This is a genomic window from Rhodonellum psychrophilum GCM71 = DSM 17998 (assembly GCF_000381545.1).
Classification (GTDB): domain Bacteria; phylum Bacteroidota; class Bacteroidia; order Cytophagales; family Cyclobacteriaceae; genus Rhodonellum; species Rhodonellum psychrophilum.
Window position 1 is genome coordinate 289447 of sequence record NZ_KB906675.1, and the last position, 14693, is coordinate 304139.

Consider the following 14693-nt stretch of genomic DNA (forward strand, 5'->3'; position numbering starts at 1 on the left):
TTACGGATTTGAATGAAAATTTATACGAAAACCGGAGATTCCGGTTCCACTTCCCTTTTTGGTGGGAAAAGAGTATCCAAGGCCCATTTGAGAATCGAAGCATATGGAACAGTCGATGAATTCAATGCTTTCATCGGTTTGCTGAGGGATCAGGAAATCAATCAAAACAGGAGCGGATTTCTCAAAGAAGTCCAAGACAGGCTATTCACTATTGGGGCAACATTGGCCTCAGAACCTGGCAAGGAAAACCTGAAAAAACCAGATCTGCATCTATCGGATTTGGAGGCCCTGGAAAAAGAAATTGACTTAATGGAAGCGAATCTTCCCACTTTGCGTAATTTTATACTTCCCGGAGGACACCAATCGGTTTCTTTCTGCCATTTGGCAAGAACGGTATGCCGAAGAACTGAACGCTGCGTCATTGCGCTCATGGAAATGGAGCCCGTTGATGAAATCATAATCAAATATTTGAACAGACTTTCGGATTACCTTTTCGTTTTGGGCAGGTTGATGGCCCAAGAATTAGGAACAGAAGAAGTAACCTGGAAACCAAGATCCTAACACCATGAATAATACCACCCTAAAGATCGATATCACCAAAATCAATGCTTCAAAAATCCCCGATACGGATTTCACGAATTTGGTCTTTGGCAAAACCATCAGTGACCATATGTTTGTTGCCGATTACGCAGATGGAGAATGGTCGAATGCAAGGATAGAACCTTATGCACCCTTGTCCCTAAATCCTGCAAATGCTACGTTGCATTATGGTCAATCTGTATTTGAAGGGATGAAAGCTTATAAAAATGAAGCAGGGGAAATCCTTGTTTTCAGAGCCGATGCCAATCAAAAAAGACTAAATGAATCCGCCAAAAGGCTGTGCATACCAGAAGTCCCAGAAGAATTATTCATGGAAGGTCTAAGGCAACTATTGGAACTTGACAAGGATTGGATTCCAAACAGGCCGGGTTATTCACTTTATGTAAGGCCCTTTATATTTGCCACAGATGACTACTTGGGTATCAGGCCATCAGAAAAATACAAATTCATGATTTTCACCTGCCCGGTTGGTGCTTATTATTCCAAGCCGGTTTCGGTAAAAGTCGAATGCCAATATACCCGGGCAGCAGAAGGCGGTACGGGAGCAGCAAAAGCTGCCGGAAATTATGCTGCATCTTTACTACCCGCGCTTCAAGCCCAAAAAGAGGGCTATGATCAGCTTCTTTGGACTGATGGGAAATCGCATCAGCATATCGAAGAAAGCGGGACCATGAATGTCATGTTCTTGATCAACAATGCACTAATCACTGCCCCTACCACTACAGGAACCATCCTGAAAGGAATTACAAGAGACAGTGTTTTGACACTGGCAAAGGAAATGGGTGTGAAAGTGGAAGAGAGATTTTTGAGGGTAACAGAACTTGAAGATTCCTTGAGAAACGGCACCCTCCAAGAGGCCTTTGGAACTGGAACAGCGGCCACGATTGCGCATATCTCGAAAATCCATATCAATGGCCGTGATTATGTGCTTCCTGAAATTAAGGAAGATTCATTTTCCTCCAAAATCTTGAATACCTTGGACGCCATCAAATACGGCAAAATTGCGGATACTCATGACTGGATAATTAAGATCAAATAGGTTTCTTAAAATTCGAATGATTTTCTAATTGGAATCAAGTAAAAGAGCTTAGTGATCGTCATTAAGCTCTTTTGTTTTTGAAGAGTAAGCCATAAAATTAGGTTTGATCAGATTTTGACAAGGCAATAAAATTTCCAAAACTAAGGGAATCGCTGCTATTCAGAAAGAAAATCCTCAAAACCGAATCGGACCCTTCGCTTTTGAAAAACAAATAAATCCCATAAATTCAATTTCTAAATATTGATTCTATTCCTAACCAAAATGGACCATCGCACTATCAAGAAATTCTGGCTGTTGATTTCGATGGTGTTTTTTTTCGGATCAAATGAGGCTGTTTCACAAAAATTCTTATTGCTCCAAAAGGGATCCAACCAGAAGACGAGATTAAAATATGAAATCGGAGAAGTCATTACCTACAAATCAAAAACCAACGATTTTTTCATTACCGATAAGATTACCGACATTCAAAATGATATCCTTGTTTTATCTGAAAATGTACTGAGACCGGAGGATATTGTTTCCATAGACATCTACGACAAAGACCCCCGAAATAGAACGCTCAAAAATCTTTCTACTTTAGGCATGGCAGGAGGATTCGTCTTTTTGTTGGCGGATGGTGTAAATGGTCTATATCAGGAAGGAAGACCATCCATTGGACAAGGGACATTGGTGACATCAGGCATCATGATAGGTACTGGTTTTATTCTTTCTAGGATTCGCTACCGGTATTTTGACAACAAGGGCAGGAACAAAATCCAGCTAATCGTTCTTTATGGCGAATAGGGGGAAATAGGTTTAGAAGGGAATTTTTACGACTTTTGCATCTCAAAAAAACAAAATAAATTATGACATCAGACAAGTTGAAAGACTTGAAGGCCCGTATTTCGGCCTTGAGGAGGTATCTTTGACTACGATCGTAAGAAAGCTGAGATCGAAGATTTAGAGGCTGTATCTGCCCAACCTGAATTCTGGAATATTCCGGAAGAGGCAGAAAAAATCATGAAACAAATCCAAGCCCGAAAAGCATGGACGAGTGTTTATGAAAAAGCAGAAACCCATATACAGGATTTAGAGGTTTTGTTTGATTTTTATGGAATGGGTGATGTTTCCGAGGAGGAGATTAAAGCTGAATTCAAAAAAGTCGAAACAGAAGTTGAAGAATTGGAGCTCAAAAAAATGCTGAGCAACGAGGAAGACCAACTCAGTGCGATGGTTGAAATAAATCCCGGTGCCGGTGGTACCGAAAGCAATGATTGGGCATCCATTTTAATGCGGATGTACATCATGTGGGGAGAAAAAAACGGCTACAAAGTTCGGGAAGTGGACCTTCAGGAAGGTGAAGTTGCAGGAATAAAATCCGTTACTTTGGAATTTGATGGTCCCCTGGCTTATGGTTTCTTGAAATCAGAAATCGGTGTACACCGATTGGTCAGGATTTCACCCTTTGACAGTGGTGGAAGAAGACATACTTCTTTTGCTTCGGTATATGCTTATCCCGTGGTGGACGATACGATCGAAATCGAAATCAATCCTGGTGACGTGGATCTTCATACATCCAGATCCGGAGGAGCCGGTGGTCAGAACGTGAACAAAGTGGAAACCAAAGTTCAGCTGACCCATAAGCCAACAGGCATCGTGGTGGTTTGTCAGATAGAACGTTCCCAACTTGCCAACCGGGAAAAGGCGATGCAGATGCTAAAATCAAGACTTTATCAATTGGAGATGGAGAAAAGAAATGCAGCAAGGGCAAAGGTCGAATCCGGTAAGTTAAGGGTCGATTTTGGTTCACAGATCCGAAACTATGTGCTTCATCCTTATAAGTTGGTGAAGGATGCAAGAACGGGACATGAAACCTCCGACGTTCAAACTGTTTTGGATGGTGGCCTGAATGACTTTATCAAAGCCTACCTACTCGCTCAAAGTGAGGAAGAGGCCAAACAAGATTAACTCCCAAAGTACAAAGAACAAGTTTTTCTGCAATTCATTGTTGCTCCAGAACCTGTTCTTTGTACTTGTTTCAAAATTCAAGAAATGAAAATCCTTCCTGCATTTTTTACACTGGATTTCTTTTTGCTTTGCGCCAGCTCATTTCTGTTTTTTGCAAGCTTCAACATGATTATCCCGGAACTGCCCTCCTACCTGAGCTCCTTGGGCGGTGAAGATTACAAGGGGTTGATCATCTCACTTTTCACCCTTACGGCAGGATTATCGAGGCCTTTTAGTGGTAAACTTGCTGATAAGATCGGAAGGGTCCCAGTGATGATCTTTGGTGCCGTCATCTGTATTTTTGCAAGTCTCCTTTATCCCTTGATCAGTTCAATTGCGGGATTCTTATTGTTAAGGTTTTTCCATGGGTTTTCTACTGGATTCACTCCTACTGGTATTTCTGCCTATGTGGCCGATATCGTGCCTTTTACCAGAAGAGGTGAGGCCATGGGAATCCAATCGCTTTTCGGCTCATTGGGAATGGCTGCAGGTCCAGCCTTGGGCGGATATATCGCGGGAATATGGGGGATCAACCCACTTTTTTATACGTCTTCGTTCACTGCTGTTCTTTCCATCCTCATTTTGATCGGCTTAAAAGAGACTGTAAAAGACAAAGAACCTCTTCAGATCCATCATTTCAAGCTAAACAGACACGAAATCATTGAGAAAAGAGTGCTGGCCCCATCCCTTGTTCTTTTTTTGACTGTTTTTTGCTTTGGTACGGTTTTGACGATTATTCCTGACTTTTCCGAAAGCTTGGGCATCAAAAACAAGGGTTTGTTTTTTGCTGTTTTCACACTTGCATCGCTTGGTATTCGAATTCTTGCAGGAAAAGCATCCGATCGATATGGAAGAATTCCGGTGATGAAAATCGCGACACTTTCTATGGCCATTTCTATGGTGGTCATTGGATTCGCCACCACAAAAAACATGTTCCTTTTTGGTGCGGTTATTTTCGGTTGTTCCACAGGAATGAATTCTCCCACGGTCTCAGCCTGGACGATTGATCTATCATTAGATGCTTTGAGGGGGCGTGCCTTGGCCACCATGTACATTGCTTTGGAAGCTGGAATTGGGATTGGGGCTTTGGTTTCGGGATGGTCTTACAACAATGACCCAAGTAACTTTCCACTCGTATTTTCATTGGGTGCAATCACTTCCTTATTCGCTTTTTCATACCTTTTCTTTTTACCTAAGGAATTGAAGGACGTTCGGCACTAGAGAATAAGCACTGAACCATGCTGGATCTTATCCTAAATTTTTTATTTATGCGGAAATAAAGCAAAGAAAGATAAAAAAATTGTTTTATCGATATTCTAAGAATTATCAATCTTTATTTTGTATTTTTTCTATTTTTTATTCTTAAATAAGTGTAAATTAATGTAGCTTTTTAAATGGTATTCAGATGTTGAATCTAAATAAAATATTGACAATAGGATATATATTTACTTCATCCTGCTGCATCGTGTCGTTTTTTTTGGGTTTCAATATTGGATATTTAATTTTCAAACCAATGATTGTTCCCATTCTAATCGGAATTATTTTAATCAAATTCAAAAATTTAGAGCATCCACTAATCCCATTGCTTCTTGTGGCTACTTTTTTTTCGTTTATGGGAGATTTGTTGTTCATCGTGACTGTTGAAGAAAGCCTCTTTAAACTTTTGGGACTTTGTACCTTTATTGTTTCAAAAGTCGCTTATGTGATGTTGTACTTTTTATCCTCAAAAAATACACGCTTCCATATCGTGAGTTGGAATAAAAGATGGCCTGAAATAATCACTATATTTATACTTTTAGGTGCTTTTTTCTATTTTTCAAAGTCGCTTGGCGACTTTTTCCTCCCTGGACTGATCTATGGAATGGTGAGCGTTTTGGCTGTTTTAATGGCCCTCAACCGAAGATTTTATGTTTCTCGAAATAATTATTCAATGGTAATCAGGGGTGCATTGTTTTTTTTGGTGAGCGATATATTTATGGGTATGAATTTTTCATTGAAAGACGGTTTGTGGGAAGGGTTGACTTTGGTTTTTTACGTAATGGGCCATTGGTTTGTCACCTATGGCCTGATGGAACAATTTACTGAGGAAGTGAAAGAAGAAAAGACAAACTTTTAGCTTGTCTTTTCAAATCTGATAAAGAAGATTGTTATCAATTTCCCAAATAGGGTCGGATCCTGGGAATAGCGAGGATTTCTCTTTGGCGTCCATCAAAATAGGTTACTTTTTCTCCGTCAAAAAAAGCTCCTTCTTCCAACATGACCCTAATGTCTTTATTCCATTCTTTTACAAAAACAACCGCATTGAGTTCGATCGCATAGGCGGTATTTGGGAACAAGGGATAATCACCGGCTCCAGGTGTATCACCTTGATTGTCCCACATACCGATGGTAGGTCCAGACGCGTGTCCATAAAACCCAAGCGGATGGGAATAAATACTCCCTTTTATCCCTTCCTTTTCCATTATTTTTCTGGTTTCCCTTAAAATGGCATTGCCGGATCTTCCTGCGACAAATTGGGAAGTCAAGATATCCTGTAACCGGTTTCCGACCATAAGCGCATCTTTGAGATATTGAGGGATTTGTTTTTCATCAGGCTTGAGTACGTATGCCAATTGCTGCGTATCTGTATTCAATCTCAAATAAGTGATCCCAAAATCAATGTGCAACAAATCGCCGGGCATGATCACGGCAGATTCCGGCTTCACGGCAAATGACCTCAAATGTTCTTGAGAAGATGGATCGGCCCTTTGAATGTCCACGGTAGGGTGAAACCAAGTGTCAAGTTTCAACTCTAGTATCCTTTCCCTATACCACCATACCACATCCTCTGTCGTGGTGACTCCTGGCGTAATGACAGCCTCGGACAATCCTTCAGCAATGATTGTGTTGGCAATGGTTTGGAGGTGTTTGTAAGTCGCCATCTCTGAGGCAGTCCTTGTCTCCAACCAACCCACAGCAAGATCCTGTGCCGAAGTGACTCTGCTTTTTAATTCCTCAGGAAGATTTTCGATCAGGGAATTGTATTCCGTGACATTCAAGCCATCGGCATGTCCATAATCCTTGGCCATGTTGATTCCTATTTTTTTGGGATTTCGATCTGAAATCAATTGTGCAAGCGCTTTCCATTGATCTGGCTCCGTATCGGGATCCCAGGCTTTTTGGAAGGATTTTCCCACCGCATATCTTGCAACAGCAAGGCTTTCCACCTCACGGCTTCCTTCTGGCTTGAACATGACCAGCATTGTCCTACGACGGGCAGCATGCCATGTCGCGGGCAAGAATGTTTTGATCACAGGATCCTCATTGTATTCTCGAGAGATGATCACCCACATATCAATTCCAGTGCGGTCCATGATTTCAGGCAACACGGTTTGTATTCTTTCTTCCAGCCATTGATCAATGACATTGGCTCTGGCCCGTTCGGACAAAATATGGGGATGTTGGGCAAAAACAAGTTGGCTAAGGAGTAGAAATGCTCCAAAAAGCAGAAAACATTTTTTCATATTTTAATGGGATTGATTGATACAACGGTGGTTGGAAAGTAAAATCTCTATTTCCTGCTTATCCCAGTCTTCTTTGATTTTACTTAGGTTTTCTTCGTATTCTCTCTTGAATTGTCTTCTATAAATGGCCTCCACAAATCTCCTGACATCGGTTTTGTCTTCTAGGATAAGCTTTGGAACAAGGGTCGGTTTGTCGTCATCCCCTTTGGCCACCATCGTAAAATAGCAGGTGTTGGTATGTTTGATTGTGCCGGTTTTTACGTTTTCCGAAATCACCTTGATCCCAATGACCATTGAACTATTCCCAACATAATTGATGGAGCCCATCAATGAAACCAACTCCCCTACTTCCACTGGTTGTAAAAAGTCCACAGTATCCACAGAAACAGTCACACAATAAGCCCCGCTGTGTTTGCTCGCAGTAGCATACGCAACCTTGTCCATAAGAGAAAGAAGTATTCCTCCATGGATCTTTCCTCCAAAATTGGCATACGAGGGGATCATCAACTCGGTGATAACAATTCTTGAAAAACGCGATGGTTTGGCCTCTTTTTCTTCCATTTTTTTTCTTAAAATAGGGAATAAAAAAAGATAAAAAAAACTAAACTACACCAGAGATTTTTTGCGCTTCTTTATTGACCAAAAGCCGGGCACTTAAACTATTGAACCTGTAGAGCAGCATCCCCCCGGTGAGGGTAAGCCCAATCAATAGTCCATACCAAATCCCCAGTTCTTCAAATCCATAAACAAATGCCAAGACATAACCCAGTGGCAAGCCAATCACCCAATAGGCTATCAATGTAACGATGGTTGGCATCTTAACATCTGACATCCCCCTCAGTGCACCAAGTCCCACCACTTGAATACCATCGGACAATTGAAACAATCCTGCTACAACCAATAAACTTGCACTCATTTTGATCACTTCTGGATCATCGATATACAGGGAGGGAAGGAAATTCCGAAACAAAATAAAGAGAACCGCGAAACAACACATAAACAAAGCAACCATCGCAAATACCGTAAAACCTGCTTCTCGGAGGGTTTTTATATCGTTTCTACCCAATTGATTCCCAACCCTCACCATTGCGGCGGAAGACAAGCCTGAGGCCATCATGTAGCTGACCGAAGCAAGGTTGATCGCTATCTGATGTGCTGCCAAAGCATTGACGCCTATCCAACCCATCATGATTGCGGCAGTACTAAAGGCGCCAACCTCAAATACAAATTGCATTCCGGTAGGAATTCCAATCTTCATCAGCTTGGAAATCATCGGGAAACTGAGATTTTTGAGACTAAAATTGATGTTGAAATTTTTGTATCTCTTTGAATTCCAGACATAATAAGCCATCATCAAACCCATCAAAACCCTGGAAATCAAAGTTGCCCAACCAGCACCGTTCAGTCCCAATGCCGGAAAACCCAAATTCCCATAAATCATGACCCAATTCAAAAAAACATTCAATCCATTGCAAAAAATAGTGATGTACATGGCCTGCTTGGTTTGTGAAAGTCCTTCGGCAAATTGTTTGAAGGTTTGAAAAAACATAAACGGCAAGAGGGACAAGGTGATAATGGCCAAGTACGGAATCGCCAAAACCACGACCTCCTGAGGCTGATTCATGAATTCCAATGCGGGAGAAAAGAGGAGAATAAAAATAAATAGGACAATACCCGTTGCCATGTTCAGGACAAATCCATGTCGGAAAAGTTTGGCAATCCTTCCTTTTTTCTCCTTTCCATCTGCCATCGCCACCATGGGTGTAATCGCCATGGACACGCCAATGCCAAACATCAGGACCACAAAGAAGATGCTGTTCGCCAAAGATGCCGCCGCCAGTGGTATTGCCCCCAATCGACCCACCATCATGCTGTCTGCAACTCCTACCAATACCTGCCCCAATTGGCTCAACATGACAGGATAAGCCAAATAAAAAGTCTTAGAATAATGGTCTTTAAAATTGATCAGAGACATGGTGAAGGTAAAATTGATGATCTAAATTCAAATATTGAATAATTTCGCAACTTTTAGAAGCCCGGCGATGGAAATACTGTCCGTAATTTCCCCATCCATGACCTTTTGGATCGCTTCTTTAAGTGGCAATTTAAGCACAATGATTTTTTCGGTTTCCTCAAATTCCGTTTCTCCCGGAGTCAGTTCTTCTGCAAGGAATACAAACCCTTCCTCATCGGTCACGGAATTGGAAGGGTGGATCCGCATGATTTGAGTCCATTTTTTTGCACTATAACCTGTTTCTTCCTTCAATTCCCGTTGCGCACCAAGCAGAATATCCAGGTCGTTGGGACTACCTCCCATCGGTATTTCCCAGGAATATTCATTCAAGGCATATCGGTATTGGCCGACGAGCCAAGTGTTTCCATTTTCATCCACGGGGATGATTCCAATGGCTTTATTTTTAAAACAAACTTTGCCATAGATCCCATCTTTTCCAGAAGGGTTGATCACATCGTGTTCCTCGATTTTGATCCAGGGATTTTCGTAGATAGGTTTGATTTTCTTGGTTTTCCAAGGATTTTCCATAGTATTGTGCATAAAAAAAGGGTGACGATCAGCCACCCTTTCAATGAATTGAATCGGCTTATCAGACTGGAATAGGCAATACTTTGCTATCCTTAAAAGTAGAAAGAATTACCATAGACTGCATGGAATCCACTTCCCTGATTTCACTTACCTTTTCCAACATCAATTTCTGGTAAGAAGTGATGTCTTTTGCAATGATTTTCAAAATAAAATCACCTGTACCTGTGATATGGTGACATTCAATGACTTCTTGGATTTCGTTGATCTCTTTCATAAAAGCATCAATATTGCCTTTATTGTGACCGATCAAACTGACAAGTACAAAAGTACTTACACCCAAACCGATTTTTTCAGAGTCCAATTTTGCATGGTAGCTCTTGATGATTCCTGATTGCTCCAATTTTTTTACACGCTCCAGAGTCGGGGCAGGAGAAAGTCCTATATCTTTTGAAAGCTGAGCATTTGTTATTTTTGCATTGGCCTGTAGGATCTCAAGGATCTTTCGGTCTATTTTATCGAATTTCACTCTTATGTTATTATCCATGATCTAAAGAATTTTCAAAATAATATGTGGCACAAAGTTAATATAATTTACTTTTGTTTTAAAGCGTTCCCCAACAAAATACGACCACACATACAAAATATTGTTATTTTATTGAGTGGATTGGAGGATTTTTTCGATTGAAAACCATTACGTTCTCTTGATTATTCAAATAATCTCCTGTATTCGCATTTAAGCAAACGTCCAAAAAGATTTAAAGTTTATTCTTTTTGATATAATCTCTGGCTTCCTTGTGTGCAGGGTGTTTTCGCTTGGCATATTTCTTCACTTGATTGAAATAAGCCTTGGCCTGAGGCTTGTTTTTTTCCAGGTTCGCCTGTTTTCCCAAGGCTATCAAGGAATATAGGTAATACCCACTTTCTTGACTTTCGGATTCTTCTCCATAAGACAGTGTCTTCAAATAATACTTTTTGGCCTCCAGCCCATTATTGGTCTTCTCAAAAAATTGGGCAATGTAAAATGCGGCATATCTTCCACTATTGGACTCATATCCACTCCATTTTTCATCAATTCTTTTCAGGATTTCCAAAGATTCATCCTTTGCTTCTGCCATCCTGCCAACTGCATAAAGATGCCTTGCAAAAGACCGGTGGAAGTATGGGTTATTGGGGAATTTCTGGTGGAGATAATCCGTGATGGCCAAGGCTTTGTAGGGCTGTTTTTCATCAGAAGCATACAACCTGAAAAGGAAATACTGTGCCTCCACTCTTGCGTAAAAGGCATTTTGTGCCACATCTTCCAATTGCTTCAGACCAAGTTCCTTGTTCCCTTTTGGAAAAAAAGCCACAATGGGTTTCAACATTGGATAATTTTCGGGAATCCAAACTGAGAAATAATTGAAAAGGGCATCACCGAGCATAAGTTCAGGATTTAATTCATCCTCACCCCTACTCAAATTCAAGTATTTCAGGGCATTTTTCCCCGCAAATGTTGCCCGAGTCCAGCTTTTTCGCTCACTGTATAACCTGCCTTGGAATCCATATGCGCCTGCCAAAAAAAATGCAGCTTCCTTGTTGGTAGGGTCTTGGTCATACATTTTGTCTGCTTTTTGGATCACCATATCCATTTGACGGATAAAGGCATCATCGAACCTTTTGTTTTCGATATCCGGGGCTATTTTCCACCATTGACTCAAGGCCATCAAAAAATATGGAAGCGGATGTTCCGGGTATTGATATTGCAAGACCCGAAAACCTCTTTCAGCAGATTCAAAATCAAAATTATAGAGACTGTTAACAGATTCTGTAATTCTGAATTGCAAACTTTTATCCAACAAAAGGTATCCCGGATTCTCAACTTTATCTATTGCCAAAGCTTGTTGTGCCTCCGAATTTCCAAAAAAAGAAAGCCAGATCAAGCCTGTTAACACCAATTTAATTCGCATTTTTTTTTTAAATTTTTAGTAAAATTAGATGGTATTCCAAACAAAAAATTAAATTTGACAACATTTAATTTCTCAAATGGTCAAAGTAAGATCCCAAATTGGTCAACGCATCGAAGAGTCAATAAATTTCGATAAGCGCATTTTTTTTATTTTACTGTTGCTCCTATTTTATGCAATCCGATTTCTGACCAATGACGTCCTGGTCAAATCCATTCCCGGATACGAACAATTGCAGGAAGATGGTTCGCTTTCCATTTTCTTTATCTTCAATGCCTTGAATTATTTATGGACACCTTTTGCCCTTCTCTGGAAATTTACCGTTATCGCATTTATCATTTGGATAGGGGCATTTTCTTGGGGTTATAAAGTGTCCTTCAAAAAACTTTGGCAATTTGTGATGGTCGCGGAGATCGTCTTCATTTTTCCGGAATTGATCAAATTGCTTTTTATCATGACGACTTCGGGTCAATTAACTACAGATGAAATAAAAGGTTATGCACCCTTATCACTTTATTCTTGGATCAATCCTCAGGAAGTCGCAACAAAATTCCATTATCCCCTCCGAACCCTGAATCTTTTTGAAATCCTATATTGGATGCTGTTGATCTTGGGTTTTCACAGCATCAGCAATAGAAGCCTCAAAATTTCCACTTTGGTGGTTTTGAGCAGCTATGGATTTGGTTTGCTTATTTGGTTGGTTTTTTATGTAATGTCATACAGATAAAGCATTCGTAGAGCACCCAATGGCTGAATACACCATTGGATGCTCTGCCAGTATAGCCAGAGTTTCGATTTCATTTCCAATTGCAATTTTCCATCCGCTGCTTTTCTTGAGGAATATTCCAGTCGGGTTTTCCCTTGACATAAAATTTAATTTTTGATACAAAAATCCATTTTGAAAACAGGGGATTATCGGCAGGGGATTTCATACCGCTTAAAAAGATTGCTTAACTTTGAACGTCCACTTTTCGTAAGTTTTCCAATATTAAAACACAATCCATATGAATCCACTTTTGAGTAATTTCGATACTCCATTTGATACCGCTCCTTTCCATCTTATCCAGACAGACCATTTTCTTCCCGCCATCCAGGAAGCGATAAAATTAGCCAAAATAGAGATTGAGGAAATCAAGAAGGTAGCCACACCAGATTTCAAAAACACAATAGCGGCTTTGGACAATGCTGGGGAAAAACTAAATATCGTTTCCTCCATTTTTTTCAACCTAAACAGCGCCGAAACCAACGATAAAATCCAGGCATTGGCAAGGGAAATCTCCCCACTTTTGACTGCCCACGGCAATGATATCCTTCTTGACGAAAATCTTTTCGACTTGGTCCAAAAAGTACATCAACAAAAAGACCAGCTCCAGCTTACGGAGGAAGAAAAAACACTCCTGGACAAGACCTACAAATCCTTTGTCAGAAACGGGGCAAATCTGAATGGCGACCAAAAACTTCGCCTAAGGGAAATCGACCGGGATTTATCCCAGCTGAGCCTGAAATTTGGCGAAAATGTCCTTGCAGAAACCAATAAATACGAATTGGTTTTGGAGAATGAAAAAGATTTGGACGGACTTCCTGAGGCCGTAAAGGAAGCCGCCGCACAAACGGCAGAGGAAAAAGGAAAAGCCGGCAAATGGGTTTTCACTTTGGCTTATCCGAGCTATGTCCCCTTTTTGACATATGCTGATAGCCGAGATTTGAGGAAAGAACTTTTCATCGCTTTCAATACCAAAGCATGCAAAGGGGATGAACTGGACAACAAGGAGCACATTCTTGATATGCTCAAATTGAAAAACGAAAGAGCAGTTCTCCTGGGGTACGCTAGTTTTTCTGATTTTGTATTGGAAGAAAGAATGGCCAAAAGTGGTCCCGAAGTCATGGAATTTTTGCACAATCTTTTGGAAAAAGCAAAGCCCAAAGCACAGGAGGAAGTAGCCGAATTGGAAGCTTTCGCAAAATCATTGGAAGACATCGACATTCTCCAAAAATGGGATTTTGGGTATTATTCCGAAAAACTCAAAAAACAGAAATTTGAAGTGGACGATGAATTGCTAAGACCTTATTTCAAGTTGGAAAATGTCATCGAAGGTGTGTTCAGTACAGCCAGCAAGCTTTATGGCATTCAGTTTTTGGTCAATAAGGAAATCCCGGTTTATCACCCCGAAGTCACGGCATATGAAGTGAAAGACTTGAAAGGGAAGCACTTGGCAGTGTTTTATTCGGATTTTTTCCCTAGAGCAGGAAAAAGAAATGGTGCTTGGATGACCAGTTTCAGAGGTCAGAAAATCAAGGATGGAGTGGACCAAAGACCACATATCTCCATTGTTTGTAATTTTACCAAACCTACCAAAACCAAGCCTTCACTGCTCACTTTCAATGAAGTCACTACCCTATTCCATGAGTTCGGACATGCGCTTCACGGAATGCTCGCCAAGGGAAATTATGAATCCCTATCAGGAACGAGTGTGTTCTGGGATTTTGTGGAGCTACCTTCCCAGATATTTGAAAACTGGTGTTATGAAAAAGAGTGTTTGGACATGTTTGCCCAACATTATCAAACCGGGGAAACCATACCGGCTTCCTTGATCGAAAAAATCAAAAACGCGTCGAATTTCCATCAGGGTTATCAGACGCTCAGACAAATTAGCTTCAGTCTGTTGGATATGGCTTTCCACAGCGTGGATCCCGGATTTATCAGCGACATTAAAGAATTTGAGCAAGAAGCGATGAAAGAAACCAACTTGCTTCCAGATGTCGAAGGCACCTTGATGAGTACTTCTTTTTCCCATATCTTTCAAGGGGGTTATGCGGCGGGATACTATAGCTACAAATGGGCTGAGGTTTTGGATGCGGATGCATTTGAATTGTTCCAAGAAAAAGGGATTTTCGATCCGGAAACAGCTGAGTCTTTCATGACCAACATTCTTTCTGCAGGTGGCACAGAGCATCCGTCTATCCTATTCGAAAGATTTAGAGGCCGTGCGCCAAAACCAGATGCCTTGTTGAAAAGAGCTGGACTTGTTTCCACGAAAGACCAATGAGGTTTCCTTCTTTAGAATTCATTTTACAATCAG

At 40.8% G+C, this 14693-nt stretch carries 14 protein-coding genes; 8 read left to right on the plus strand and 6 right to left on the minus strand.

Going from position 1 to position 14693, the window contains the following annotated elements:
* Positions 1-12: 12 nt before the first annotated feature.
* From F824_RS0107285 to F824_RS0107320, 6 genes are all read left to right on the plus strand, one after another.
* Positions 13-561 carry a cob(I)yrinic acid a,c-diamide adenosyltransferase gene (locus F824_RS0107285; RefSeq protein ID WP_019597212.1) on the plus strand — a complete coding sequence of 183 codons (549 nt, stop codon included), beginning with the start codon at positions 13-15 and terminating at the stop codon, positions 559-561.
* A 4-nt stretch (positions 562-565) separates the two neighbouring features.
* Complete coding sequence (locus tag F824_RS0107290; protein WP_019597213.1) at positions 566-1639, plus strand: branched-chain amino acid aminotransferase; 1074 nt, start codon at positions 566-568, stop codon at positions 1637-1639.
* Positions 1640-1900: 261 nt separating this feature from the next.
* A complete protein-coding gene (locus F824_RS0107300; RefSeq protein ID WP_019597215.1) occupies positions 1901-2422 on the plus strand; it encodes a hypothetical protein in 522 nt (173 codons plus the stop codon).
* Between the two features lie 62 nt (positions 2423-2484).
* A protein-coding gene (gene prfB / locus F824_RS0107305) for a peptide chain release factor 2 (protein ID WP_139189650.1) occupies positions 2485-3586 on the plus strand; the annotation gives its coding sequence in 2 pieces (ribosomal slippage) (positions 2485-2544 and positions 2546-3586; 1101 coding nt in all).
* Between the two features lie 84 nt (positions 3587-3670).
* Positions 3671-4846: an MFS transporter gene (locus tag F824_RS0107310; RefSeq protein WP_019597217.1), complete on the plus strand. Its 1176-nt coding sequence runs from the start codon at positions 3671-3673 to the stop codon at positions 4844-4846.
* Positions 4847-5030: 184 nt separating this feature from the next.
* The gene (locus tag F824_RS0107320) at positions 5031-5741 is read left to right on the plus strand and encodes a lysoplasmalogenase family protein (RefSeq protein WP_081624979.1); all 711 of its coding nucleotides are present in this window, start codon (positions 5031-5033) and stop codon (positions 5739-5741) included.
* A gap of 34 nt (positions 5742-5775) precedes the next feature.
* Here the strand turns inward: F824_RS0107320 and F824_RS0107325 are convergent, their stop codons facing one another.
* From F824_RS0107325 to F824_RS0107350, 6 genes are all read right to left on the minus strand, one after another.
* The gene (locus F824_RS0107325) at positions 5776-7128 is read right to left on the minus strand and encodes a M24 family metallopeptidase (protein ID WP_019597220.1); all 1353 of its coding nucleotides are present in this window, start codon (positions 7126-7128) and stop codon (positions 5776-5778) included.
* 3 nt (positions 7129-7131) lie between these two features.
* Positions 7132-7689, minus strand: coding sequence for an acyl-CoA thioesterase (locus F824_RS0107330; RefSeq protein ID WP_019597221.1), 558 nt, complete (start codon positions 7687-7689; stop codon positions 7132-7134).
* 40 nt (positions 7690-7729) lie between these two features.
* Positions 7730-9103 (minus strand): MATE family efflux transporter, encoded by a 1374-nt coding sequence (locus tag F824_RS0107335; protein ID WP_019597222.1) that lies wholly within the window; start codon positions 9101-9103, stop codon positions 7730-7732.
* Positions 9104-9130: 27 nt separating this feature from the next.
* Positions 9131-9670 carry an NUDIX domain-containing protein gene (locus F824_RS0107340; protein ID WP_019597223.1) on the minus strand — a complete coding sequence of 180 codons (540 nt, stop codon included), beginning with the start codon at positions 9668-9670 and terminating at the stop codon, positions 9131-9133.
* A 61-nt stretch (positions 9671-9731) separates the two neighbouring features.
* Entirely contained in the window at positions 9732-10214 is a 483-nt protein-coding gene (locus tag F824_RS0107345) for an Lrp/AsnC family transcriptional regulator (RefSeq protein ID WP_019597224.1), read from the minus strand.
* Positions 10215-10425: 211 nt separating this feature from the next.
* The gene (locus F824_RS0107350) at positions 10426-11616 is read right to left on the minus strand and encodes a hypothetical protein (protein WP_019597225.1); all 1191 of its coding nucleotides are present in this window, start codon (positions 11614-11616) and stop codon (positions 10426-10428) included.
* A gap of 76 nt (positions 11617-11692) precedes the next feature.
* Between F824_RS0107350 and F824_RS0107355 the strand changes: the two genes are divergently transcribed.
* Both F824_RS0107355 and F824_RS0107365 read left to right on the plus strand, forming a co-directional pair.
* Positions 11693-12340 (plus strand): hypothetical protein, encoded by a 648-nt coding sequence (locus F824_RS0107355; protein ID WP_019597226.1) that lies wholly within the window; start codon positions 11693-11695, stop codon positions 12338-12340.
* 277 nt (positions 12341-12617) lie between these two features.
* Positions 12618-14660, plus strand: coding sequence for a M3 family metallopeptidase (locus tag F824_RS0107365; protein WP_019597228.1), 2043 nt, complete (start codon positions 12618-12620; stop codon positions 14658-14660).
* Positions 14661-14693: the final 33 nt, after the last annotated feature.

What these genes read in the sequence shown, in the direction of transcription:
- F824_RS0107365 (WP_019597228.1), top strand. Translation starts at nt 12,618, where the DNA reads ATGAATCCACTTTTGAGTAATTTCGATACTCCATTTGATACCGCTCCT.
- F824_RS0107330 (WP_019597221.1), bottom strand. Translation starts at nt 7,689, where the DNA reads ATGGAAGAAAAAGAGGCCAAACCATCGCGTTTTTCAAGAATTGTTATC.
- F824_RS0107350 (WP_019597225.1), bottom strand. Translation starts at nt 11,616, where the DNA reads ATGCGAATTAAATTGGTGTTAACAGGCTTGATCTGGCTTTCTTTTTTT.
- F824_RS0107355 (WP_019597226.1), top strand. Translation starts at nt 11,693, where the DNA reads ATGGTCAAAGTAAGATCCCAAATTGGTCAACGCATCGAAGAGTCAATA.
- F824_RS0107325 (WP_019597220.1), bottom strand. Translation starts at nt 7,128, where the DNA reads ATGAAAAAATGTTTTCTGCTTTTTGGAGCATTTCTACTCCTTAGCCAA.
- F824_RS0107285 (WP_019597212.1), top strand. Translation starts at nt 13, where the DNA reads ATGAAAATTTATACGAAAACCGGAGATTCCGGTTCCACTTCCCTTTTT.
- F824_RS0107290 (WP_019597213.1), top strand. Translation starts at nt 566, where the DNA reads ATGAATAATACCACCCTAAAGATCGATATCACCAAAATCAATGCTTCA.
- F824_RS0107300 (WP_019597215.1), top strand. Translation starts at nt 1,901, where the DNA reads ATGGACCATCGCACTATCAAGAAATTCTGGCTGTTGATTTCGATGGTG.
- F824_RS0107335 (WP_019597222.1), bottom strand. Translation starts at nt 9,103, where the DNA reads ATGTCTCTGATCAATTTTAAAGACCATTATTCTAAGACTTTTTATTTG.
- F824_RS0107340 (WP_019597223.1), bottom strand. Translation starts at nt 9,670, where the DNA reads ATGGAAAATCCTTGGAAAACCAAGAAAATCAAACCTATCTACGAAAAT.
- F824_RS0107345 (WP_019597224.1), bottom strand. Translation starts at nt 10,214, where the DNA reads ATGGATAATAACATAAGAGTGAAATTCGATAAAATAGACCGAAAGATC.
- F824_RS0107310 (WP_019597217.1), top strand. Translation starts at nt 3,671, where the DNA reads ATGAAAATCCTTCCTGCATTTTTTACACTGGATTTCTTTTTGCTTTGC.
- F824_RS0107320 (WP_081624979.1), top strand. Translation starts at nt 5,031, where the DNA reads ATGTTGAATCTAAATAAAATATTGACAATAGGATATATATTTACTTCA.